Source organism: Sulfuracidifex tepidarius, from assembly GCF_008326425.1.
GTDB classification, from domain to species: domain Archaea; phylum Thermoproteota; class Thermoprotei_A; order Sulfolobales; family Sulfolobaceae; genus Sulfuracidifex; species Sulfuracidifex tepidarius.
Window position 1 is genome coordinate 1,248,129 of record NZ_AP018929.1, and the last position, 24,451, is coordinate 1,272,579.

Annotated in this window: 22 protein-coding genes and 1 tRNA gene; 9 read left to right on the plus strand and 14 right to left on the minus strand. The window is 45.3% G+C overall.

The annotated features are described in order from the left end of the window. Positions 1–172: 172 nt before the first annotated feature. The gene (locus IC007_RS06150; RefSeq protein ID WP_054845708.1) at positions 173–685 is read left to right on the plus strand and encodes an NADH-quinone oxidoreductase subunit B; all 513 of its coding nucleotides are present in this window, start codon (positions 173–175) and stop codon (positions 683–685) included. Here the strand turns inward: IC007_RS06150 and IC007_RS06155 are convergent. From IC007_RS06155 to IC007_RS06170, 4 genes are all read right to left on the minus strand, one after another. Beyond that, entirely contained in the window at positions 664–1,839 is a 1,176-nt protein-coding gene (locus IC007_RS06155) for a glycerate 2-kinase (RefSeq protein ID WP_054845709.1), read from the minus strand. The two genes, IC007_RS06150 and IC007_RS06155, sit on opposite strands and share 22 nt — an antisense overlap. 68 nt (positions 1,840–1,907) lie before the next feature. Then, complete coding sequence (locus IC007_RS06160; RefSeq protein WP_054845757.1) at positions 1,908–2,237, minus strand: hypothetical protein; 330 nt, start codon at positions 2,235–2,237, stop codon at positions 1,908–1,910. Positions 2,238–2,265: 28 nt separating this feature from the next. Continuing rightward, a complete protein-coding gene (locus IC007_RS06165; RefSeq protein WP_054845758.1) occupies positions 2,266–2,898 on the minus strand; it encodes a metal-dependent transcriptional regulator in 633 nt (210 codons plus the stop codon). A gap of 5 nt (positions 2,899–2,903) precedes the next feature. After that, a complete protein-coding gene (locus IC007_RS06170; protein ID WP_054845710.1) occupies positions 2,904–3,158 on the minus strand; it encodes a hypothetical protein in 255 nt (84 codons plus the stop codon). A gap of 96 nt (positions 3,159–3,254) precedes the next feature. On the opposite strand from IC007_RS06170, the gene IC007_RS06175 reads away from it, so the two are divergent. Together IC007_RS06175 and IC007_RS06180 are read left to right on the plus strand one after the other, a co-directional pair. After that, positions 3,255–3,674, plus strand: coding sequence for a hypothetical protein (locus tag IC007_RS06175; RefSeq protein ID WP_054845711.1), 420 nt, complete (start codon positions 3,255–3,257; stop codon positions 3,672–3,674). Next, positions 3,650–4,063, plus strand: coding sequence for a hypothetical protein (locus IC007_RS06180; protein WP_054845712.1), 414 nt, complete (start codon positions 3,650–3,652; stop codon positions 4,061–4,063). Before IC007_RS06175 ends, IC007_RS06180 begins: the two co-directional genes overlap by 25 nt. Before the next feature lie 216 nt (positions 4,064–4,279). On the opposite strand, the gene IC007_RS06185 is transcribed toward IC007_RS06180, so the two are convergent. From IC007_RS06185 to mobB, 3 genes are read right to left on the minus strand one after another with little or no spacing between them, the layout of a single operon-like run. Continuing rightward, positions 4,280–4,975 carry a class I SAM-dependent methyltransferase gene (locus tag IC007_RS06185; RefSeq protein WP_054845713.1) on the minus strand — a complete coding sequence of 232 codons (696 nt, stop codon included), beginning with the start codon at positions 4,973–4,975 and terminating at the stop codon, positions 4,280–4,282. A gap of 10 nt (positions 4,976–4,985) precedes the next feature. Continuing rightward, the gene (locus IC007_RS06190; RefSeq protein ID WP_054845714.1) at positions 4,986–5,681 is read right to left on the minus strand and encodes a CBS domain-containing protein; all 696 of its coding nucleotides are present in this window, start codon (positions 5,679–5,681) and stop codon (positions 4,986–4,988) included. After that, positions 5,675–6,181 (minus strand): molybdopterin-guanine dinucleotide biosynthesis protein B, encoded by a 507-nt coding sequence (gene mobB / locus IC007_RS06195; RefSeq protein ID WP_054845715.1) that lies wholly within the window; start codon positions 6,179–6,181, stop codon positions 5,675–5,677. The genes IC007_RS06190 and mobB overlap by 7 nt, the downstream gene beginning before the upstream one ends. A 50-nt stretch (positions 6,182–6,231) precedes the next feature. On the opposite strand from mobB, the gene IC007_RS06200 reads away from it, so the two are divergent. From IC007_RS06200 to IC007_RS06215, 4 genes are all read left to right on the plus strand, one after another. After that, entirely contained in the window at positions 6,232–7,383 is a 1,152-nt protein-coding gene (locus IC007_RS06200) for a molybdopterin molybdotransferase MoeA (protein ID WP_054845716.1), read from the plus strand. Continuing rightward, entirely contained in the window at positions 7,364–7,927 is a 564-nt protein-coding gene (locus IC007_RS06205; protein ID WP_149528505.1) for a molybdenum cofactor guanylyltransferase, read from the plus strand. Before IC007_RS06200 ends, IC007_RS06205 begins: the two co-directional genes overlap by 20 nt. Positions 7,928–8,144: 217 nt before the next feature. Beyond that, on the plus strand, positions 8,145–8,816 hold the full coding sequence (locus IC007_RS06210; RefSeq protein WP_054845759.1) for a diphthine--ammonia ligase: 672 nt from the start codon (positions 8,145–8,147) through the stop codon (positions 8,814–8,816). Further along, entirely contained in the window at positions 8,780–10,033 is a 1,254-nt protein-coding gene (locus IC007_RS06215; protein ID WP_149528506.1) for an amidohydrolase, read from the plus strand. Before IC007_RS06210 ends, IC007_RS06215 begins: the two co-directional genes overlap by 37 nt. 297 nt (positions 10,034–10,330) lie before the next feature. Here IC007_RS06215 and IC007_RS06220 read toward each other — a convergent pair whose 3' ends face one another. Further along, the gene (locus tag IC007_RS06220) at positions 10,331–11,209 is read right to left on the minus strand and encodes a glycosyltransferase family 2 protein (RefSeq protein WP_054845718.1); all 879 of its coding nucleotides are present in this window, start codon (positions 11,207–11,209) and stop codon (positions 10,331–10,333) included. Positions 11,210–11,221: 12 nt separating this feature from the next. Between IC007_RS06220 and IC007_RS06225 the strand changes: the two genes are divergently transcribed. Further along, a complete protein-coding gene (locus tag IC007_RS06225) occupies positions 11,222–12,277 on the plus strand; it encodes a glycosyltransferase (protein WP_232049035.1) in 1,056 nt (351 codons plus the stop codon). 150 nt (positions 12,278–12,427) lie between these two features. On the opposite strand, the gene IC007_RS06230 is transcribed toward IC007_RS06225, so the two are convergent. From IC007_RS06230 to IC007_RS06255, 6 genes are all read right to left on the minus strand, one after another. After that, positions 12,428–14,371 (minus strand): class II glutamine amidotransferase, encoded by a 1,944-nt coding sequence (locus IC007_RS06230; protein ID WP_054845719.1) that lies wholly within the window; start codon positions 14,369–14,371, stop codon positions 12,428–12,430. Then, the gene (locus IC007_RS06235; RefSeq protein WP_149528507.1) at positions 14,371–16,506 is read right to left on the minus strand and encodes an FMN-binding glutamate synthase family protein; all 2,136 of its coding nucleotides are present in this window, start codon (positions 16,504–16,506) and stop codon (positions 14,371–14,373) included. Before IC007_RS06235 ends, IC007_RS06230 begins: the two co-directional genes overlap by 1 nt. Positions 16,507–16,845: 339 nt before the next feature. Next, positions 16,846–17,526 carry a hypothetical protein gene (locus IC007_RS06240; RefSeq protein ID WP_149528508.1) on the minus strand — a complete coding sequence of 227 codons (681 nt, stop codon included), beginning with the start codon at positions 17,524–17,526 and terminating at the stop codon, positions 16,846–16,848. 44 nt (positions 17,527–17,570) lie between these two features. Next, positions 17,571–17,646, minus strand: a tRNA-Gly gene (locus tag IC007_RS06245). Between the two features lie 38 nt (positions 17,647–17,684). Further along, positions 17,685–19,124, minus strand: coding sequence for a carboxypeptidase-like regulatory domain-containing protein (locus tag IC007_RS06250; protein ID WP_149528509.1), 1,440 nt, complete (start codon positions 19,122–19,124; stop codon positions 17,685–17,687). A 51-nt stretch (positions 19,125–19,175) separates the two neighbouring features. Further along, positions 19,176–22,790 carry a hypothetical protein gene (locus IC007_RS06255; protein WP_054845722.1) on the minus strand — a complete coding sequence of 1,205 codons (3,615 nt, stop codon included), beginning with the start codon at positions 22,788–22,790 and terminating at the stop codon, positions 19,176–19,178. Between the two features lie 180 nt (positions 22,791–22,970). Between IC007_RS06255 and IC007_RS13330 the strand changes: the two genes are divergently transcribed. Further along, positions 22,971–24,437 (plus strand): hypothetical protein, encoded by a 1,467-nt coding sequence (locus IC007_RS13330; RefSeq protein ID WP_156303748.1) that lies wholly within the window; start codon positions 22,971–22,973, stop codon positions 24,435–24,437. Positions 24,438–24,451: the final 14 nt, after the last annotated feature.

Genomic DNA, 24,451 nt, shown 5'->3' on the forward strand with positions numbered 1-24,451 from the left:
CTAATGATGACGAACTTCCGAGTGCCTTTCATGGCATGAATAGGCTCTTGGCTGAACTATGAACGGTGATTTGTGAGGTGATCGCTGAAATGTGTGATGTGAAGATGTTATAATAATTAAAACATTTTAAATCAAAGCATTTATATCGGGAGCTATAAATTATAATGGAACTATGGCACAAGAAATATTATTAAGCGGAGACCTAAACGAGTCCGCTAGGAAAGCTGCGAAATGGCTAATTAACAGGAAACCTATACGTTCTTTGAGGGACTGGGGGATATCATTCTCTCTGTGGCCCCCTCATTTGACTACCTCGTGTTGCGGGACCGAGTTCGGATCATTTGCAGCAGCTAGGTATGACGCTGAGAGGTTCGGGATGTTACCTTTCTCCTCAGCTAGGCAGTCAAACATCCTCGTGATAGAGGGAACCATGACGAGGAAGATGGCCAGAGCAGCTAAGGTAGTCTATGATCAGATGCCAGAGCCTAAGTTCGTTATGGCTATAGGCGCTTGCAGTTTGGAAGGAGGGATATTCTGGAACTCGTATAACACTGTACTTCCTTCTGATATAGGAATTCCTGTGGACATATACGTTCCGGGATGTCCAATAAGACCCGAGGCAATAGCTAAAGGTCTGGTCATGTTGCAGAAGAAGATAAGGACTCAGGGAGCATACAGAACGTAAATGTTGTTCACATTAGTCCCAGTTGGACCCGTATTCAAAACATTTCCGTTTTTTTCAAGTATTTCATAAGACGAGTGCTCCCTCAGGGCTTTCTCTATGTCCTGGACTTTCAGCCCGTGGCCTGAAGTTATATAACATCCCGCATATTCTGAGTTACCGTCTATCCCGTCCGTTGCTAGAGCCAGGAACTCGAATTCACCCTTCGCGTACCTCGCTAGAGAGAGACACACCTCTCCGTTGCGACCTCCCTTACCTGAATTTCCCGTTACCTTAACCTCGGGCTCTCCTCCTGCAACTACGGTGAAAGGCGGTTTCAGTGGTTCTCCTCGCTTCCTGCTATTGTTTAAGATGGATGACAAGGTGTAGCCGAAATCTCTGGCTTCCCCCCTCACGCAAGAGGAAAGGGAGATTCCGTTCAATTTCCATTTAACGTTTTCCACTACCTTATCGACGTCGAGGACCACCCACGCTTTGGAGTTGGGGATCTCTTTTGGAGTCTCAGTTAACGCTTTAATGAACTTATCTTCCTTTATGTCAATGCTCTTCATGATCTCTAACGCTTCTGTTAACGTACTTTGATCTGGGATTGTAGGTCCGCTTCCCACAGAGCTTATGTCCCCGCCGACAACGTCGCTTACGACCAGAGTGAAGACTGCTTTAGAGGATTCAAGGGCCAACCTCCCTCCTTTTATTGAGGAAACGTGTTTTCTCACCACGTTTATTTCGTCTATAGAGAGACCTGAAGTGACGAGAATTTCGTTCAATTTCCTGAAATCCTGGGGAGATAGCCTATCAGACCATTCCATAAGCGATGATGCCCCTCCAGATAGGAGGAAAAGTATGGAAGTGTAACCTCCCTTTCTTACCGCGTCGAGCACTGTCTCTCCTGCCCTGAAGCTCTCCTCATTAGGGAAAGGATGGCCAGACCTAATTACTACGTCGGCTTCAGCGTCTCCGGCGTTAGTTACTACTATGGACTTCCACGGCTTCACCTTTTCTGTCATTGCATTGTACATTTTCACAGATGCCTTGCCCACAGCTATTACGAGTGGCCTTTCCAGAAGAATTTCTGGAATTTGTTTCAATCCTTTAAGGGTGGGTTCCCTCGGGTCTGCCTCTCTTAATATTAAATCAACAGTTTCTCTAACCTTCATCGGTTTCGCCTAGTAGAGTTCCTTTCGAAGAGCCTTCACTTTTGTAACCACGCATTCCCCCTTTTTTCCTACTTTTTCGCTTTCTTTTGATCCTCTTCTGACTTGTAGTCCTTATATAGTTGAGAAGCTATTCTCCTTCCTTCCTTGGTCAGATCGTAATATATTCCCTTAGGTTTGTGTCCGAGCTCCTTTGCTTTTACCTTGAGCCAAGGTTTCACAGAAGACGTTACCGCTTTCTTCAACGCACCCTTGTAAGGGACCAAATAGCCTTCGTCCTTAAGCTTCCTACAAGCTACCTCTATGTCATCCGCACTATACTTGGGCGCCCACCCACTCTCCCCGAGTAGCCTCCTGGCCATGTACCATGGGTTATCGGGGCCATATTTGTATATGTGCATGAGAATCTTTGTTGAGAGCTCGTCTAGTTCATCTGTCACTTACCATCACCTCTTTGGCCATGGGAATAGAGAGCACATACTCCTTATCCGTCACCCTGATGTGTACCTTGTCTTCATCCCTGTCGATTACTTCTATTTCCTTTCCAGGGAACAAAGACGCTCTTTCAGCTTCCCTTAATATCCACTCCTCCTCCCTAACTATCATGATTACCTTGTATTTACCCTTTCCCGCTTCGCTTAACAGTATACCAAGGTCTACCTTTCTCCCGGGGATAGGGTGTCCGTGAGGGCAAGTTGACGGCTTGTCTAGCTTTGAATCTATCACCTCTAAAACATCGTCAGGCCATATATGTTCGAGTTTGTGAGCTATCTCGTGAGACCTGATCCAGTCTAAACCGAGCATATCCGTCAATAGCCTTTCGCTCAGCCTATGAGACCTAATAAGTCTCTCGGCGATTCTCCTCCCTTCAGGGGTGAGCTTCAATCCGTTTTTTCTCTCTATTAAACTCATCTTCTCTAGCCTGCTTATAGCCTTGCTTATGGTCCCGGGGGAAACATGAAATGCATCTATGAGATCAGTTACCTTCGCTTTTCCCTTTATTTCCTCTAATTCGTATATCTCCTTGATGTAGTTCTCTAGAGGCTCTGAAAGCTCTTCCATGCTTCTCATATTGAAATTCTAGTTTTTATGCTCTCCACGAGGTTCGAGTTCTCTTCGTCCTTAACGAAGACCTCTATCCTGGCTGTGAATTTCCCCTTCATTCCTTCTCTCCTTAAAAACTCCTTAAGCCTGTCTATTGCCTCATCTACAGCACCTGAAATGTGTCTGTGATCGCCTGTAAGTGTAACCTCTTCTGGTACATCAAGTGTATCTATTTTACCTATTGCAAAGAACTTCTGTGTAGTGTAAGAAGAGCTCATGGCTCTTGTTCCAATCTGTTTCCCAACTCTTAAATCTAAGGTTTTTAGTGAGTACTTGACAAATATATTTATAGTTTTTTATTAGATGTTATATTCATGTACAAGGTTTCTTTTAAGGTACAGGGATCGCCTGGGAACCTGCTCAAAGAGCTGAAGAATTCAGGCTTCATTCCCGTTTACTTCAGGAATAACAACGGGATAGAAAACTACGTTGCCTTGATCAGGAGCGATGATCTAAATGAGGTTAGGGAAGCCATACTCGACTTCGCACTTCTTGCTAAGCGTAGAGGTAAGTTTGGCGGGCGTGATTTCGCTACTATATTTAAAGTGGACGATAAATTAATGGGTAAAGCATTCGGCACGACTATAGGAGGCCTTCTGGGGCTGAAATTTGCGGGCATTCCCGGACTCCTCCTGGGAGCGCTGGGAGGGTTGCTCGCAGGTGAGATAATGGACGTTCAACTAGGAGAGAAAGTGGTAGGTGTGGAACAATGGCCGGTGTCATTAACAGGATAAAGAAGAGAGGACTCAGCATATCCTCCGGAGTTCTGCTTGTAGCTTTATCAGCTCTGCTAATGTGGAGACTAGGTCCGTCTGGATTTACAGACTTCTCGTTCTTCTTCTACGGCTTGGACCCTGTGTACTTCTATCTGCTGGGCCTAGTTTTAGGCGGTGAAAGGGTAGTCTTCGGGTTGACTGGTAGTGAAAGGTTGTTCAAGTTAATAGCTGGAGATGGAATGATGTACTACTACTCTTTGATGATTTTGGTCCTCATACTAGGCGTGGCTGGGATATATGTAATGGCTTTCTCCTTCGTTACTTTCTCATCGCTAACTTTCAGGATCCTTGATATAGTAGACGGAATAGCTTTCATAGTTACAGCAATGACGATTTGGATGAAGTAACTCCATTCCATTACCTGAGACCTAAAAAGAGGATCTCTCATTTTCCCTAAGTGTTGAGCAGTGAAGCGGAAACATGATATACCTTCATCAACCGAAAGGTTATTTATCGAGTCTATGAGCGACTTATTTTCTCTTTCCTTCCGGCCTCTCTTCTAATTGTTATACAGTAACTTAAATTAAGTTGATACAGGGGTAGAGCGATCCCAGAACCAGACCTTATCTCTTCTCTCCTTTTATCATGACCCAAGGTCCCATATTCTTCATCTCCTTCACTTCTATTCCGTTATCGGAGAAGTAGGAAGCATACACGTCTTTAGACCTCAAGTCGAGCTTCCACCACTTTGACAGGGTTCTCCCAAAGAAGTTGCTGTTAGCTAAAACCGTAACTGCTACATTTCCACCCTTCTTGGTTATCCTCGATATCTCCTTTATGGCGACAGACGGATTAGGTATCATGTGGAGGACAAAGGAGGACGCGACACCGTCAGCAACTTCGCTTAAAATAGGTAACCCCAACGCATTCCCTTTAACTGCGATGACGTTCTTTCTCTTGGTAACTAGCATTTTCAGAAACTTTGAAGAGAGGTCCACTCCGACGCATGTGCCGCACTTTACGAAGTCGAAGAGCCTACCAGGTCCCGTGCCTACATCCACAACTACGTCTCCAGAAACGTGATCTGCTATTTCCCTCATGATCGAGCTGTAAGTCCTATGCGACGTTATGAACATACCTATTGGAGCCCAAACGTTCTCATAAAGCGGAGCTACCTTCTCTAAGACGTCATCTACCTTAACGTCCTTCAATACGAAGTCGTAATAGCCATCAACCTTGTAAAACTTGTGTTCCTTTTCACACGTTAATCTGTTCTCATCTATTGGGGTCCCATCAATGGGACAAGCTAAGATTCTCACACTTACATTATTACATATGCTTTGAAATAACTTTTATCAAGTCTCTTAAAGTAAACAATTTAACTTGATCTTCCCTAACTACGACAGCTCCAACGTTTCTCGACAGCATTATTTTCACTGCTTCTCTGAGCTTCATGTCCCCCGACACCGAAACGAGGGACGGCTGGATGAAAGAAGATGTCTCAGCGTTTAGCCCTATTTCGCCGTAGGAGAACACTACGTCTCTGGCGGAAAGGACTCCCATAGGTTCCTTCTCACCTATTACTAGGTGTCTGACTCCCTTCTTCACCATTATTTCAATAGCTGTGAAAAGTCTGGTATAAGGAGGGATAACTATTCCTTCATTAGATATGGACGATACTACTTCGTCAACTAAGTCCCAATCGAAGCTCTTTACCACGTCCTTTTCCGTGACTATCTTCTTGTCGACCAGGACGAAGTCAGAGTTCTCCTTCACCATTCTGGAGACTATCCTTTTGAGGTCGAAGTCCTCTTCCGCTATAGGCTTCTTTTTCCTTGCCTCTATCAACTTGATATCTACAGTTCCCTCCAATATGTGGTGCAAAGCCTCATCTACGGTGAACACTCCGTAAGTTTCCTGGTTGTCCCTAACTACTATCCTCCTGATGTTGTTCCTCTTCATAAAGAATATCGCATCTGATACGAAAGCCGAAGATGAAAGCGAGATCTGTTCTTCACCTAGCATTTCAACTTTACCTCTTTAACTCCCAATTTCTTCATTAAATTATACATTAGCCATAAGTTAGAGTTCTCCCTTACCTCCCGTGTATCTCCGTCTACCACTATTCTCTTTATCGTGTAACACTCCTCTATCTTCGAACTTATCACGGAGGACAAATTTTCAACTTCCTCAGGCGAGGTTATAATGAACTTCTCACCTATTTCTTCCTGGTTGAAACCCTCTATGAGGACTGCATCGCTGGGCAATAGATCCAAGAAATCCAACGGATTCTCCTCAATGAGGATTGAGGTAACGTTATCTCCACCGTAAAAGAGGACCACATGAGCCCCTGCCTTTCTGAACCTCCACGTGTCCTTTCCTTCAGGGTCTACAACGTGATGGGACTTCTTGATCACTGCTATCTTTATTTTTTCATTGTTTCTCTTGACCTTGTTTAACACCGACTCTATCACCGAGGTCTTACCCGTGTCCTTGAGCCCAGCGATCTGGAAGATACAATTCATAGGGTAATATAGAACTAAATTTTAAATGATTAACAACATTATCTTAATATATGGCATTAATATCACTAGAGGAAGCCAGAAGGTTGATCAATGATTACTCGTTTAACTTGAGATGTAAAGCGAAGGAGATGGACGTCTTAAGGGCTGGAGGTAGGGCTTTAGCTAGGGACTTGATCGCGACCAAGAACGTACCTGATAAGAGGTTGTCGGCGATGGACGGATATGCAGTCAGGTACGAAGACCTGAAGCTCGGTAGACTGAGGATCTCAGGAAAGGTCTTTCCAGACTCGGTTCAACCCTCCCTAATGCCCGGGGAGGCTTATTACGTTGCTACTGGAGCTCCAATCCCTTCAGGAGCGGACACAGTGGTAAGGGTAGAGAACTCCAGAACGACTGAGGACGGTTACGTGGAGTTCAAAGGAGAGGTAATGAGAGGGAAGGACATCAGAGAGGTAGGCGAGGACGCGAAGGAGGGAGACGTCATATTGAGGAGAGGGGAGATCTTGACTGCTAACAAGATCGGACTTGTCCTCACACAAGGAGTGAAGAGCATAGACGTAATGGATTTACAGTTCTCTATCTTCGCCAACGGTGACGAACTCGCACCTTTCTACAGCGATGAGGGGAACAGAGACATCATCTCCCCTATGGTAATGGAGTTCCTCCGCCCGTTCGGTAGCTCTAAGTATTTAGGTGTAGCCAGAGACAACATTGAAGACGTCAGGTCTAACATCTTGAAGGGTGTGGAGGAATCTGACGTCGTGATCTCCATTGGTGGATCGTCCGTGGGAGAGAAGGACTTCGTCAAGAGAGTGATAAGGGAGGAAGGAGACCTTCTCTTCGAGGGGATATCCACAAACGTGATTAAGAGAGGAGCTATGGGTGCAATAAAAGGGAAGCCTGTCCTGGTTCTTCCGGGTCAGGTAGTTTCTGCTTTCCTTGTCCTCCACGAGCTCGTTTTCTCTCTCCTCTCAAGGTTCGGCGTTCAGAGGAGGAAGCTGAAGGTAAAGTTGGGCGAGGAACTCTTGGTGACCCATAACATGGACTCTACTTTTCTTTTCCAAATAGACGGTTGTTACGCCAAACCCATGAGGTGGGGAGTCGGGCTATACAGTGAGCTAGCCAAGGCTAACTCATACGGTTATCTGAAGAGGCTTTCTCATTACAGAAAGGGAGAGGAGATTGAGCTCTATCTCCTTTGATGTAATGGTTTTAGCCGGAGGTATGTCCAGGAGGTTCGGGTGTGATAAGTGTTCCTTCAGGATCAACGGAAAGACCATGCTCGATAGACTTGTGTCAGAGCTAGACCCTTTGATAGTAACCAGACATAAGCGGGGTTACAAGAGGGAGGTAGTGGAGGAAGGTGAATATGGAGGACCGTTAAAAGGAGTTAAGGAAGGAGTCAAACATGTAAGAGGTGAGAAGGTTTTCATAACTGGGTGCGACTATCCGTTCCTTACTTTCAGGGTAGTCAGTTCTATGTGCGAAAAGAACTATAAGGTCGTTTCATTTTATGATGGTAAGGTACAACCCCTTCTCTCATGTTACTCCGTTTCGTATTTGAGAGACGCAATTCGAAAGGCATCGAGGTTGAGCGATCTGGTGACCCTTTCCGACGAAATATACTACGTGGGCTATTACGAGATGAAAATGTACGACCCGTTGTTGGCTTCGATCCAGGATTATGATTCCATAACGACACACACGAAATTAAGGTTCAGTAACAGCCTAGTGGTGATCAAGTAATGTATTTTTTCCCTGCAAGTCCTCCTTAACGGGACGTCTCCTTTACTACGTCGTTCAGAATACACATTTTCAGTTTGTGGAACTTCATCCCTAGGGTTTCAATGGTATAGAAAAGAGCGTGTTCGTAAAATCATGTATTTTCAATATGTTCTTGTTCCAAATAGGAATAACAAGACAGCTTAGTTTAATAGGAACTAAAGATATCTCTTCTTTCTCAATGAAAATATGCTCTCTCTTTTCAGGGGGAAAGGACAGCACTTATGCTTTACATTGGGCAGTCCTTAAAGGTTTCGAAGTGACCAGCCTGATCACTTTCCTCCCTGAGCTAGAAGATTCATGGATGTTTCAATATCAGAACGTCAAATTCACTGAGTTCCAAGCAAGGTCGATGGGTTTCCCCGTAAAGACGTTTGAGACTTCCGGGGAAAAGGAAGAGGAGATCGAGGACCTCAGGAGGGCTTTGCTTTTCTGCAACAATGAGGGAAACCAGGGAGTTGTTACCGGAGCCCTACTTTCGGACTATCAGAGGATGAACATAAACATGGTTGCAGGTGAGCTAGGAATGAAGGTTTTCTCTCCACTCTGGAGGAAGGACCAAGAGCACTACATGAGGTCTCTACTTAATGAAGGTTTCAAGTTCATAATAACTCATTCAGCCTCAATGGGGTTTCCTCACCATTTGGTGGGGAAAGCGGTCGACGAACGAGACATAGAGGAAATCATCCTTGCGTCGAGGAAATACGGCTTCAACCCAGCCTTTGAAGGTGGCGAAGCAGAGACTTTCGTGGTAGACGCTCCTCTTTTCAGGCATGAGCTAGAGGTAAAAGGAAACGTTATCTGCGTTAGTGACTCATGCACTTACTCCATAAAAGAGGTGATATCGGAGTGAAGGACTTCACGGTCATCAACTGTTCCCTCGTGGTCGTCTCTCCTTGGGAGGTCAAGAGCAGAGTCAAGGTTCACGTGAAGGACGGTGTAATAGATGATGTAGGAGACTACCAGTCTGGAGACGTGCTGGACTGTGAAGGCGGAGTCCTCATGTCGGGACTAGTTAACTCTCACACTCACACGCCGATGAGCCTCCTCCGTGGCTATAAGGACGACCTTGACTTACACGACTGGTTGAGGGCAATGTGGGAAAAGGAAGACGACATGTCAAAGGAAGTGATGAACGTCGGTAGTGAGATATCCATGATAGAGATGATATCTTCAGGCACTACCTCATTTGTGGACATGTACTTCAACCCTGAAGGTGTCAGAGACTTATCGGAGAAATATAAGGTCAGGGCCTTCGCCGGAGAGACCTTCATGGACACAAGGGAAAGCCCGGAGGCCGTGGCGAGAAGACAGAGGTCCCTCTCCTCTTCACGTTACTTTAGGCCTATAGTCAATGTCCATTCCCTCTACACCGCCTCTTTGGAGAGCGTCAGAAAGGCTTACGAAATATCAGAGGAACAGGGGACTTGGATACACATGCACATCTCAGAGACGAGGGAAGAGGTCTTTCAGATCAAGAAAAGGACAGGGAAGTTCCCGATCCAATTGCTCCACGACGAAGGGTTGATAGATAGGATCCAAGCAGTGCACGTGGGTTGGGTTACCAACCAGGAATTAAAGTACTTGAGTAACGCTACGCACTGTCCCACTTCTAACATGAAATTGGCAACTGCTGGTGCATTTCCCTTCAAGGAAATGTATAACGCTGGAGCTAACATCACCCTCGGTACGGACGGGGCCGCGAGCAACAACTCACTTGACATGTTTAGGGAAATGAAGACTGCAGTGTTGGTTCAGAGGCACTCATACTGGGACTTATGGGTCAAGGCTTCTCACGTATTGCAGGCATCGACCCTTGACGGGTATAAGCTCATCGGTGTAAATGGAGGTGAGATAAGGAAAGGAATGGTAGCAGACATGATAATTTTAGACCCTAGAAGACTCAGACCTTTGAGTGAGGATAGGGTACTCTCGAACGTGGTGTACAATACCACAGGAGATTCAGTGAGAAAGGTCTTAGTGGACGGTAACTTAATTTACGATGAGGAAGTGAAGGAGAGGTTCATGGGTAGGCTAGACGAACTTTACAGTTCAATTAAGAGTTTTTGACCCTGACCAGAAAGTGCTTTCAGCTCGCTTCAACTTTCCTAGACGATAAGTCCATAAGTTCACGCTAAATTCTAAATCATTTAGCTAAAAGAGAGTCTCAGAGGGTTCTGATACGAATTGAAGGAATCCAGAAAGAAACCAGAAGAGTAAGGTCTGAATCGCAGAGAAGATGCTTCTCTCTTCCCTTCCCGTCTTAGACTCCGCCTTTCACCTTTCTCTCCCCCCTTTCCGTCACTCCTTCATTCAACAGGGAAAGTTTAATGGGAAGTGACATTTCAAGAAGCTCAAAATTCTCCTTCACTTTCCTCTGAGAGTCCTGAGAACGTTCCACAAAAACCCGTACGGTAACGATATAGCTAACGCTAACCCAGGTAGAAGGTTGTAACCCCACTTCCTTAGATCACCGTAATACTTGATCCCGAAACCTATGATAGGGAAGAACATTAAGGAGATCGGTGGAAAAAGGACGGATGAGGCTCCGATTACGTAATAAGACCCATAGTACAAGTAGCCCGTGAGAAAGGTGAAGTCCGTAAGTCCATCGAACACCATCATCATGTCGTACTTAGTCCTCCATAAGTTTCTCCTAGCTTCCCTCAAGGAAGTCCTGAAGTCCTTCCTGAGGTGGGACGAGTTCAGGTGAAGGCACCTCTCCTCCACAGGGCCTACTGTCATCCCTTTCTTCTTGAGCTTTGAGTAAAGCCATATGTCCTCATCTCTCGCATACTTCTCATCGAACATGCCTATTTCCCTTATCTTCTCCACGTTCAACGCGGCGCATCCCAAGTTAGGGTTCTCCTCCCCTACAGCCCGGGGCCTCTTCAGTTCCTCTTCACTGTATGCGTAGTGCATCCACGAATAGGCATAGCCATCTTCATTCACCTTCTTTACTAAGGACTCTGCAGACGGGATTACTACGTCGCTGTCCATGGTGATCACAACGTTTTCGGTAGCCAGAGAAAGCAGCTTGTTCCTCAGCTTAGCCATGTTCACTGTCTCGAGCTTCCTGTCCTTAACATGCCTCACGTTGAAACGGTCTATGAGCTCTCCCAGATCTTCCCTCTCACTGTTGTCGTAAACTGTCACCTTATCTGAAATCGCAGTGGCGGAGGCCAAAGTTCGTTGAACCCACTCCTTCTTGTCTCCAGGTCCCACTGGAATTAAAACCTCGGGCATCAAAATGAGTTAGTGCAATCAATAAAAAACGTTGAAGTGGGAGTGGTAGCTCACGGCCTGGGGGTCAGAGAAGTCTACAGTGGAGAAGGAAAGGTGTACCTCACGTCGTTCCAAATGCTCGAAGAGAAAGGGGTCTCTTACGTCCCCATCTCTTTCGGGAAGCCTAAGAAGAGAGAGTCGATCCACTTCTTACCCTTCTCCCTTCCTAAGTTCGACAAGTATCAGAGAATCCTCGTGAAGATCCCAGCGTCCAGAGTTAAACCAAAGGTCTTCCTCAACTTGTCTGGAGTACCGATTCCTCTATCTCGAATAGCCCCTCACGTGATCTATGCAGGAGCCCCTGCAATTTCATCGCTCCCCTCAAAGTACATAGGAATCTGGAGGGCATACCTGATCCCTTTCTACCTTTATCTCCCCAAGCTGAAGAGAGAGGCTTCTAGATGTGAGATAATAGCTAACTCGAAACTTTCAGCTAAAGCCATAAGCGAAGTTTACGGTGTACGTGAGCCTGACGTGATATATCCCCCTGTTGATGTGGAGAAGTTCGGGGAAGTTTACGCCAAAAAGGACAGGGAGGACATGTTCGTGACTATAGGCAGAATAGAAAGAGGTAAGATGCTGGAGAATGCCGTACAGCTCTCAGCTAAAACGGGAGTGAAGGGTGTAATTGTGGGATCGTTGATAGAAAGGGACTACTTGAGGAGGTTAACCAAGCTGAGGGACGAGATAGGTGCCAAAGTCGAGATATACCACGACTTACCCCAAGACCAAATGATAGAATTGATGAGCACGGCAAAGGTGTATTTCCACCCTACTCTGGGGGAACACTTCGGCATACCTGTAGTGGAGGCTATGTCTGCAGGCTTAATCCCCTTGGTCCCAGTGAACAGCGGGGCATATGAAGTAGTACCCAAGGAGTTAGGATACAACTCGGTGGAGGAAGCGTCATCTAAACTCAAGGACTTGTTGAACCTTGACATGAGGGAAAAAATGCATGAGATAGCTGCAGGGTTTTCCTCCTCAGCTTTTAAGGCTAGACTATGGGAGCACGTGTCTAAATACTTGTGAAAAGGAAGAAGATATAAAGATAGAGAGGAAAAATCAAGAAAGAAAATCAGGAATAGAGAGGAAAAGAAAGAGATGGGTAGGAGGGATAAGCACATCTCCCCTCATCACCCTCTTCTCCTTTCCCTCTCTTTCAAGTCGGGATAACCTCACCTACTTGCTGGGGTAGACCACGGTGAACTTCTCCTTTAAGTATTCCCCGTATTCCTTGACTTCGTCAGCGCAACTCGAGATTTCCTTGAACTCTCCCTCGCTGAGTTCCCTATACTCGAACGTCGGTATGCCGACTTTCTCTTCAAAGAGACGCTTAGCGTACTCCTTGGCTTTGCCCTGCATCTTCTTCATTGCCTCAAGGTACTCCATCTTAGAGAGGTCTTTCATTTCCTCCTCTGTGATCATCTTTTCCATCAGGAGGGCCTTCAAGAGGCGGACGAACTCAAACCTAGGGGGTTGGAGCCCAAGCTTCGAAGGACTCACCTTTCCCCTGAGGTATATCTTCCCACCTACCATTCCTGTCCCTACGAAGTTCCCGACCCTGGCGTCCTTAGACTTCAGGTCTAACACTACTGTCACCCCACCTGCCATGTATTCTCCCAGGTAGTCGTCAACCATACCCCCTATGATGAGGTAAGGCTTCTTGTTCTGATATTCCCTCATCTGTATCCCTACCCTGTTCCCTGCGTTTCCCTTGACCACTATCACACCTCCTTGGAAAGTCTGCCCAATTACGTCCCTAGCGTCGCCGTCCACTACCACCTTCCCTCCGTGCATTGTATCGCAACAGTCGTCTTGTACATTACCGTGGACGTGGAAAGTGTTACCTTCGTTAAGGTTAGCCATGGAGTTCCCTACAACCCCGTAGAGATGGACCTCTAATCCCTTGATCCCCTTGAAGGGGAGGGTATTGCCTATGAACCTCTGTCCGTTGACTCCCTTGATAGTCAACTTCCCCTTCCATGACAGCTCTTCAAGCCTAGAGTTAAGCTCCTCCGAAGAGAGGTTTATGGCGTCGATATCGAAGAAGTCTGTCTCGAACGTTGGAGGAGGAGAGAACGACATCACCTCATCGTCCTCCCTACCTCTAGAGATGACGCCTCTCTTGAGCGACGCTAAGAAGTACGACCCCGGCTTTAAAGTCCATATCTTAGCGTTGGGGGAAACTTCCCTGATTTCGCTCTCTTCACTAGCCACATAAAAGGCGTCGTCGTCTTCCCCGATTATCGCAGGTCTAAACTTGGAACGGTCGGCTATCCCGACCAAGTATAGGTCATCCATGGAGTCGTACCCTATCACGGCCGTGAATGGCCCGTCTAGCCTGGCGTTACGGTACAAGTAGTCCTTTACAGAAGGTAAAGCTGAGGACCGTCTAGAGGGGTTCAGGACTATCTTCACTGCCTCCTCTAACGGGATTCCTTCCTCTAACAACTCCTGGAAGAGGAACGCTATGACCTCACTGTCGGTCCCCACGAAGCTTTCCCACCCCCTGTTCTGGAGGAACTCCACGTTAGCACCAAAGGAGCTAACGTCGCCGTTGTGTACTATAGCGATATTGAAAGTCGAGAATGGATGGGACCAGTAGGGATAGAAACCTGGGGAATTAGTGGGCTGTCTAGTATGAGCTAGCCACATGTCTCCCTCCATCAACTCCACGTTGTACTTCCTAGCCACGTCCGCTGGATACCCTACGTCCTTGAAGACTGAGACAGACGTGCCCACGCTGTATATCCTTCCCTTACCTCTGCTGTCGTCCCAGAGCACTTCATTTATGTTCCTTACCGCCTTCTTCAGCCTGTTCACGTCCCCGAGGGTCATTATACTGCAGTTACAGAAGCTACCTCTCTCGTAGGACGCGTTCATGGACGTAACTTGGAGCCCGTGTTCGTTAAGCATCCTCATTATCCTCGAGGGGTCACCTTCCAGGAAGGCCTTCAGTGAGTATACGTTTCCCTCGCCCAAGTTAAACGTCGCGAACCCTGCCCCCTTATCGCTACCCCTGTGCCTGACCTTCTCTATTGCCTTCACTACAGTGGAGCCGGGGATCTTCTTCTTGCCGTCTTTCCTTATTACTCCAAACACTCCGCACCCAGAAGGTATCATCAGAGACCACCCGCGGGTTTAACCCTGAGTATTTCCCTTACCCTCCTGTTCAAGTTCACAGACCTCAACAGCTCCCTGTTTCCGGTCAGGGAAGACTGGACGCTGTAAACTCCCGACGCACCGGCAAGGAGGGCTATCTCCTTCTTCATCCCTGCTATCAAGTTGAAAGCCCTCTCCTTCAAGTCCCCTTCACTTCCCTGACCTATAGCCCTCTCGAGGAGGGAGTATGAAACTATGGTGGAGTCTGCACCTAGGAGGACCATTTTGAACACGTCCGCTGAGTCTCTGATCTTCGTTGATTTAGCCAGTATGTCGTAATAGTACCTTACGCCGTTGTCCTTCAAGCGTGTGTCGAGTTCAGATACGACTACCTCCAGATCGTCTTTCCCTTCGTCTTCGTCTATGATAAAGCCGGGAACGTCAAGTCCGATCACACTGTCTATCACGTTCAAGGAGGAGGGTACAATTAGGTAGTGTCCTTCTTTCAGGGAAGCGCTCCAACTTGCAATACCCCTCCCGTCGGCTGAGAATGATACCTCTTCGTACCCACGGGCCGTGTCCTCGGAGAAGACAGCTGAGCTCAGGGCCATTGAAGCCCAGAGGAAGGCTTCCCTATACTTCTCCGGAGCGTTGTTTACGTCGTATATGACCGGAAGCGATAGGTATACCTTCCCGTGGTCCAAGTAAAAGGACGTATCGATGTCCTCCCTGTAAGGGTCTATTGGAGGTCTAGTGACCTGAGCACCGTCAGACCTCAACCAGTCGGTTATCCTTCCCGGCTTCTCAACGTCTGGAGGCGCAGTGCTTCCCATGCTAGTTATCACGGGCTCTCCCTTGTTCATAAGCTCGTGAAGGTATACCTCTATTCTCCTGTTCCAAAGCTCCCCCTGTTTCACTGTGGCTTCCTCAACCCTCCCGTCTATTCCCAAGATCTCAAGGGTCTCCTCGCTGAGCCCATTCCCGTATAGGAGATCCCTTCTCCCTCTCAATTCCCTCACGTTCCTCAACCCCAGGTTATCCAAGATGTTCCTCAGCTCAGACCCGAACCCGTTTATGAAGTTCGTGAGAGTCTTCACTCCGAACTCTATGTCCATCTCCCTGGTACCGTCTATCTTGTTTGTGAGTGCGGTCGGACATGAACCTATGTGACACTTGTGAACCATGACACACCCCATCGCGATCAGGGCCCCAGTTCCTACACTAACTATGTCAGCACCTAGAGCTATCAACTTCGCAGCGTCGGTAGCTGAGGTCACCCTCCCGGCTGCTATCACGGTGAAGTTTTCCCTCAACCCTTCTTTCCTTAATACATTGTCCGCCGAAGCGACTGCCATCTCTATGGGTATACCCACGTTGTCCCTGATCACCTGAGGAGTTGCGCCCGTCCCAGCCCCATGTCCGTCTATGATCACGCCATCGGCGTTCATCCTCGCTATTCCAGCAACTACGTAGGGTATGTAGTTAGTCGCAGCCACCTTAACGAAGACCGGCTTTCTGGTCATCTCCTTCAAAGCTTGTATCCTCTGTCCTAAGTCCTCGATGGAGTATATGTCGTGGTGAGGGGCGGGAGAGATAGCGTCCATTCCCTCGGGTATCCTCCTGGCTAAGGAGATGGGTCTAGTGACTTTCTTACCGGGTAAGTGTCCTCCAATACCTGGTTTCGCTCCCTGTCCTATCTTTATGACCACACCCAACCCCTTACTCAGGACACTAGAGTCCACTCCGAACCTAGCTGAGGCCCACTGTACGAAGATTCTCTTGTACTTAGACACTTCCTCGTGGAGGCCTCCCTCTCCCGTCCCTGCAAGGGTCTTGGTCATGTCCGCTACTTTGGCAATTGTTATGTTCGGATTTCCGCTTAACGCTCCGTAAGACATGTCTCCCAAATACAAGGGCATAGACATATCCACGTTAGAAAAAGAGAAAGATAGGGAGGAGGTAGGAGAGTCGGTCAGCTCAGGGTTTTTACCTAATTTGAATTCCACTTTGTCTATGATCCTGTTCCCTCCCCTTTCGAAGATGGAATGGGGCTTTCCTGTCAATGCAAGTTTTCTGATGTGTTCTATCCTTTCGTTGGTCCATAACTCACTGTCAGTCTGACGTGGGATCGGAAGGTATTTATTGATTATCATCAAATGAGGTCGCAAGAAAGGTATGTCAATATTCTTATATAACTGTTAATGATAAAATTTAACGATCTTTTAGGTACTAGATTAAGTAGTTACACGTATTAACTTATCATGATAAGTGTACGTATTATCGTAGGTGAATGCTAATTTACTAAACTTTTAATCAAAATCGAGATTAGGATAATAAATATCTCATAATTTAAAGAATCTAATATAAAGATTAAAGAAGAAATGTCTATCTTTTAAAATTTTTTTAAGGTAAAGACGACGTAAAAAGTATGGGAGCCAGAGAAACCTAGAGGTAGGAGAAAGGAAAAGGAAGAGCTTTGAAGCGCCGCTCTTATCTTACTTTAGATGGACTTGAGTCATTCTTCCACAACATTCTACAGTCACTTCGTCTCCTTTCTTCACTTCCACTGGTCCCACGAAGACGCCTGAGGAGACATATCCGTTCACAACTCCTACTCTTTCAGTGAGCCATTTCAGCATCTCTATGGGTCCGCCTAACAGAAACATTGGGGAGTCTTCTCCCACTTTTTCTCCGTTTAGATACATCGAAGCCTTCAGAGGCAGTTCAACCTCATGTCCGATGAATAGGTTTCCGGCCGCAGAGTCGTCTGCCAAGAGCTGATTTGCATTCAAGTTCCAAGTATTAAACCTGGTAGACGGCAACTCTACTCCTATGAAGATTCCCTTTACGCATTCCGGTATATTCACGGGATTACAACCCTGAGCTAGAATTACGACTTCAAGCTCTGCGAAGTTCTTAGGAAAGGAGAGTAAGACTTCTCTCTCTTTAGTTATCATCTTCTTTGTGAGTATACCATACATTGGTTGGTCACCTCCGAACCTCTCTAGGTGTTCTTTCCTCACTAATGATATCTTGTACCCGCCTAGACCTTCGTCAGATACTAGTAGAGAAGAGAACCTGAGAAATATGTTCATTGCCTCTTCCTTACTTACCTCAAAAGGTTCTATTGCCTCCTTTCGCTTATATGCGTTATAAAGAAGTTCAGCTTTCTCCATGAATAAGAATTGTAGAGGGAAGAAATAAAAGCGATTAGAAAAAGTGCGGCCACCGGGATTTGAACCCGGGACCTCCGGCTTGGAAGGCCGGCGTCCTAATCCATGCTAGACTATGACCGCACTTATACGTGTGTTATAGGGTTAAAAAAAGTTTACCTTTACCTTATCTTTCTTAAGACGAGGACTACTGCTATTATTGCAACTATTAAACCGATTATTCCTGCTGCTAATGCCACGTATACTAGAGTTGAAGCTGAGCTTACTGTTGATTTGAGCGATGTTACTGAGCTGTTTACACTAGATAGTTCACTCTTAAGAGAAGATATGTTAGAGTTTAATGAGCTTATTTCTTTCTCTAGCTGCGGAATGCTGGTTGAATTTATGTTAGTTACTGTCTTATTTAGAGATATTAACGTAGAATTAAGCGAGGATATCTCAGTAGACAACTGGTCTATCTTTGACTCTAGCCCTTGTACTGTAGCGTTCAGACTGGACATTTCTTTCTCTAGGTAAGAGGTAGTATTTTCTAGACTGTTCACTTCCTTCTGAAGCTGGGTTATTGTTGCATTGTAGTTGTAGATTGCAGACGCATAGATTACATATGGTAATGATGCTGACATTCCACTATATGAAGCAGAGGCAGATATCTCCATGTTAAGAGTTGTCTGGCTTGTCGACAGAGGAGGAGTGAACGTTATGTTAACTAGTCCGTTAGAGCCTACTGTAGCAGTGTATTGCTCGATGCTTCCGTTAGGATAAGTTACCATTTCAGTTATCTTAGCTCCAGAAGCAGGAACTCCATCATCTATTGCATTATACTCTATTGTAAGTGGTACACCTTGGTATACATTAATTATTCTATCGTTAGCCGGGGCTACACTTTGTCCGTTCTGGAATATTCCCTGAACAGTAAATGAGAACCCTACATTGGGTAATACTAAGGTAACTGGGAATGTAGTGTTAGAGTTTACTGTTACAGTAGTGTTTTGCGTTACGTAACCAGTAGCACTAGCTTTCACTATATATGTAACCGGAGTTCCAAAGTAAGGTACAGTTAGATCTACAGTTCCGGTCGACGAGGTAATTCCACTGTTAACCTGCTGGTCGTTAGTTGAGTTCAATACAACTACTGAAGCTCCAGATATAGGGAGGTTGCTTTCATTCTCTACAGTTACGGATATTGTAGCTTGTTGATAATGTGGTGGAACTATGGTTATGTTGAACTCTACTGATGCGTCTCCATATGTAGGATCATTTAGGATTATCAGATACTTTCCTGGCGGATTATCTCCAGTCATTATTGATCCAGTGAATCCTCCAGTGGAGTTGGTGAACTCAGGTATGGAATTGTATAATTTGGCAACCAGTGTTCCATTTACCTCAATGAAACGATCTATCGTTACAGTGAACTGAGAGCTCTTATATGGAGAGGTGAAGCTCAGTACGACTGACTGACCGTACTGATAGATTTGGTTGTTCTGAGCCGGGCTATATATAGTATATCCATCTCCTGTTATCATAGACATAGCTGTAAATGATGAGAAAACGAAAGATATCGCAACTATTGCCATTATTAAACCAATTTTATTCATCTTCATGATTATCACGTACAAATAATTTTAAGGTTAACTTTGAAAAAAAGTTTAACTTTACACATATGTTACATTAGCGAACTCTAGGGTTGTTGGGAACTCTGACATTATTGGTCCGCCGGGGTACGAGTATGCTTGTACGTATACTGTGTACACATGTCCTGGTTCAAGGCCGGTTATTCCTCCTAAGTTAAGTGATACTGGTAGAGACACACCTGGGGCGAAGAATGGATCGTAGGTGTATCCTGTTGCAACTCCTAATACGGCAGTAGTCGAGTTTGCTGCATATCCTTCATGAACCTCTCCCTGCATGTATACGAAGAATGGATACTTTATCACTGGAGTTACATTCAGGTTTAGTACCAAGCTTCCAGATGTTATTTGCACTGACTGGTTATACATGTATGTCTCAGACGCTGCTGTAGTGTATAGAGTTGGGTTATGTGGTACGTATATTCCGTATGGGGCTATCCTCAATGGCTCCTGGTTTACTGGAAGTAAGTACGCTGTTGCGCTGAATTGATCTCCTAGACTATCTTTCACATTTACGGTTATAGTGGAGTTGACAGTCTCATTTAGTACTGTACCGTTCTGTAGAACTACCTTAGGAGCTACGAAGTCTTGTACAGGAAGTCCTAAGCTCAGTGTTATTCCGTTAGACTCTACCATTAGAGTTGGATATGGTGCACTTGTTGTTCCAGGAGTGAATTCGAAGTTCACTGGTGATCCTATGTAGTATGGAGAGGATATATTTTCTCTAGCTAGTAGTGGTAATGCGTCTCCAGTTACTTTGCTGGTGTATATCATTCCATGGGTCATGTTATATACAGTGACATTTGTCTCATCGGTAGTTGTGTTGTATGTTATTACTGCAGTGTAGTTAAGTGTTGAGTGTATCGTAACGGATGTGGCATTGAGATAGGTTATGCTGGATGGACTTGTGGCTGCTTCACTTGGGTCTGCTATCTGTATCTCTGGTTGTGTGACTACGTATAGTGGAAGTCTTCCTACTACTACTTGAGTTGGGCTTATTGCCTTAATTGTGGTTATTATGAAGTCTACAGTTCCGTTTCTTATCGGGGCTATTGCCGTTGAGTTGAGGAGTAGTTTGGTAGTGTTATGTATTGTCTGTCCAGATATGTTATCCTTGTAGTATACTGTTACGTAGCTTCCGTTAAGTTCTTGAGCTGTCACGTGAAGTACTCTCTCAAGTCCAGGTATGCTTATCGAGGTAGTGAATATTCCACTGCAGGAGGAGTCCTCAGACAACTCTAGGTTGGGTATTATAGAGCTTACGTTGTTATGAGTTAGGGTTATGTTCTCTGTGGTTCCGTTGCTTAACATTACAGCTATTCCAGTTAGGTTACCTACGAATATTCCGTTCATTGCGCCAGGATAGTATAGATACATTCCTGGGAATGTGGACACGGTAGCTATCTTAAGTATAGATCCTAGAGGGCCTGCATAGAATCCGTCTAAGAGGCTGATGTTATAGTAGTTTTGAGGTATGTATGCAGTCTTTGGAGTGTGGAGTGCGGGTAGAGATGAGGTATTGAACGTTATAGTGTAGTTCAATTCATATCCCCTAGTGTTATTGAAGTACCAGTACACGGCGAAGTCAGAGTCTACGTATGTTATTTCCATCTTTGTTGCAGATAGATCCTGAGGTGGCACATACAGAGTTAATCCGTCTACGTACTGGATTCCTGCGAATGACGTTGTCTGCTCAACTACTTGAGGAGTTGTTCCTGAGGTAAGCATTATATTCAGCTTCAGAGTGTAGAATGGAGTGGTATTAGTATATGCCTCTACTGTGTAATACTTATCACTGGTTGTGTTTAGCACTGGAACTGCATGGAGGGCAGGTTCAGGAAGCGTATATATGTTAGATAACGACTGGACTAGGTTAGCACCGTTGAATAAGTACACATGGAATCCTGTGCTTGCACCGATTGGAGGTACGTTTGTATCCCACTGTCCGTTGACTGATGGAGCGTTAACTGAGTTTGCTGTGAAACCGGTGTATAATGGGTCGTCTGGAGCCTTAACAGTTATGTTCTCTACTCCAAGGCAGTATGGAGATAAGGAGCTTACTACTGGTGAGGATGGATATGTCACGAACTGTGGAGTTAGAACTTCTGCTCTGTATGGATAGACATTGCTGAACGGAACGTTAAGCTGATCATATCCTCCTACTGTCACTACTGTATAGTTGTCCCATATTCCAAATTCTACTAGGGCTATGTATCCTACTCCAGGAACTCCTATTGCTATTGGAAGTGGATAATTACCAGTTGAGTGATATCCTACACCATCTAAACCTAATGCACTGTATCCTGTTCCAGTTATTATTCCTCTTTCTTCAGACTCAGTGGAGAATGTCATCACGTACGCTGGTTTTGCGGATGGAGAGTATGTCAGCATTGCTGATGCGTTAATTGTTACATTTACCTTGTTAATCAGGTATGGGTAATCAGGAGTTATGTTGAATGCTATATAGTCTGCAGGTGCATTAGCACTAACATGTGAGAAGTATATAGTAATGTTGAACAGGTTTTCTGTTCCACTGGCGTAGCCAGAGGACTGCAATGTAGCATTATCGTTTACAGTTAATGTAGTAGTAATGTTATTTACTGTAGGTGGAGTTGCATTGAAGTCGTCCGTTGGGTAGGAAGCGAATGTGGGACTTGGAGTTCCAGCAGATATTGAAACATTTCCTAAAATTGGGTTATAGGAATATACTGAATCTACGTTTTCATACGCAATTGCCTTAAATAATCCGGTTAGAGCTAGAGTAGATCCGTAGAAGTTGTTTATAGCTGGTCCATATATTTCTTGACCGGCTGAGTTATATACCATTACGTCCTTTGTGTTATTTACTATTCCATTGACCTTGAAGTATACTGTAATTGGGTACTGTGGAGAGTATGTTAGGTTGAGGAATAATTTTTCGCTAGTTAAGCCAGCATCATAGGCGCTTGGATCACTTACTATTATGGACCCGTTCTGTCTTCCTGCAAATTCGTCGTAGTTGCTAGTTGGGAAGAATCCGTTCTCTTGTAATCCATTTTCCAATGATACTATCATGTTATTAGGAGATCCAACACCAAAGGTGTAGTTTGAACCGGAGTAGTCAACTACTAGCACATCTCCAATTTGTATTGTTGCAGGATCAAAAATCTCTGGAAGTGCTATCTCGTTTACAGAGCTGACTTTTGCACCTGTGTCATTTAGCACGTAGTTTCCTACGTTAGGTATAGCTCCTACAAACTCCTTTACTGACTCAGTTGTTCCGGTTGACGGTGTTGCGTTTATCACAAACAGCATCGAGCTTAGGCTGGGTGAGTAGTAAGTCAAGTTTTGGTATCCAACTATGCTTGATAATGTTACTTCGCTCTCTAGATTTCCGTTAGGATAGTAGAGGTAGAATGTTAACGCACTAGGATTGAACATAGAAGTATTCATTATGAAGAGGTTAACTAAACCTCCTGGCATTTTTCCATTGTAGTAGGGAATAACGTTAGATGCCGGTAAGGTGTATATCTCGGATGGGTTGTCGCTTCCGAACTTAATTGGGTATGATAGCGCTGCTGCTGTGGTTAGAGGGAGTATTCCCACTAACACAGATCCTAAGAAAATACCTAGTATGGCTAGTCCTACTATTTTGTTCATTTGAATTCCCTGCCTTCTCAATCAAGCTAGCACTATATATACTTTAGTATATTTCTGTATACAATGGAATCGATATAAAATTGAATGAGTCTTAAGGAGACTTTTCTACAGTTCTCCATAATACAAGGTAGGAAAAGAATTAGATTAAGTCTGAGAATAATCCATTTGAAGGTTAAGATCTTGAAAGAGGTAAAGAATCCTAAAGTAATACTTCAGGACAGGAAGGTCTTGGGCACACTGCTTTTTTCATTAGTCCTAGGATTGATCCTGGCGTCTTTTTCCATCGGTGCTACATCTTCTACTTCGTCCAACCTACAGTTAGCTCCCTTGTCAATAGGAGGAGTTGACGGTTCAAACGTTGTTCCAACGTCGGGAAGTTCCGCTCAATTTAACGTATTGGTGATAAATCAGGGAAATGACGTGGGAAGCGGTGAAATTGAGGTCAATGGAATGCAGAGTGCTTCAGTTTCAGTTCCTCCACTCTCGTTCAAGGAAGTCACACTTACGCTTCCTGTGGGAGAAGACGTCGTATCACTGGACGGTCAGAGCTTTTCAGTCGATGTAGTACACGTAAGTCAAGCGATTCAAGGTACGGTTTACGTGAATGGGAGTAATGGAATCGAGTTAGTGAGCGCTAAGCCGGGGGAGTATCTTTCCTTTAACGTTACTTTGACTTACAACGTCCCCTCAGGTTTAATGGGGAACCTAACTTTCGTCCAATCCTCAGGTAACTTAGTCACAAACGCATTTGTCAACGGCGTTGAAGAGACTACTTCCTTCCCAAGTTCCTCACAGAGTTATGAGGCAAGCGAAACTCAATTCGTCGCAATACCTGATTACCTATCTCAGGGAATATACTACTTCTATGGAGCTTTCCTCTTGAATTACAATGGCACTTTAACAGGTTATGTGCCATACTTTGTTGTAGTCAACGTTAGTTATGGACTCACAGGCACGCTCGAAACCCCCTCGTTCTCATCTGCCGGACCTAACGGGTCATATGTATGTGTGCAGAACGTGAGCAATGGATACTTACTGCTCTTAAAGGATGTAGCGAACCAGCAAGATATCGTGAAGGTCATAGAAGGAACTAGCTCTGGAAATGTAAGTTACACGTTCGAGAATCAAACTTACTACTATACATACAATCTTCAACCAGACGGAGCTTCCGGAATAGTGTACGGAAACTCGAAAGGCTTAGAGTTCTATATGACTTCGTCTTTCATGGAGGTATATGTCCCTGGTAGTCAGGTTCACGGAATGTGGGTCTATGTCCAAGGACCTAACTTCCCTAACGGTATAACCTTGACTGTAGTGTCTCCTAACGTTGTACCAACTTCCTCCACAGCTACATCATCTACAACGTCCACAACATCAGCTACTACGACCTCCAGCACCTCTTCCACAACCACAACGTCATCTACAACAACTTCCTCCACAGCTACATCATCTACAACGTCCACAACATCAGCTACTACGACCTCCAGCACCTCTTCCACAACCGCAACTTCGCCTGTAACAACCCTGAAATCTCAAACTCCAACCTCTACAACTTCTTCAAGTGGGTTGAATATCACTCTATTAGTAGTAATAGTTATTGTAATTATTGTTGTAGCTATAGCGGCAGTATTCTTGCTAAGAAGGTAACCCTCCTAAAGTAA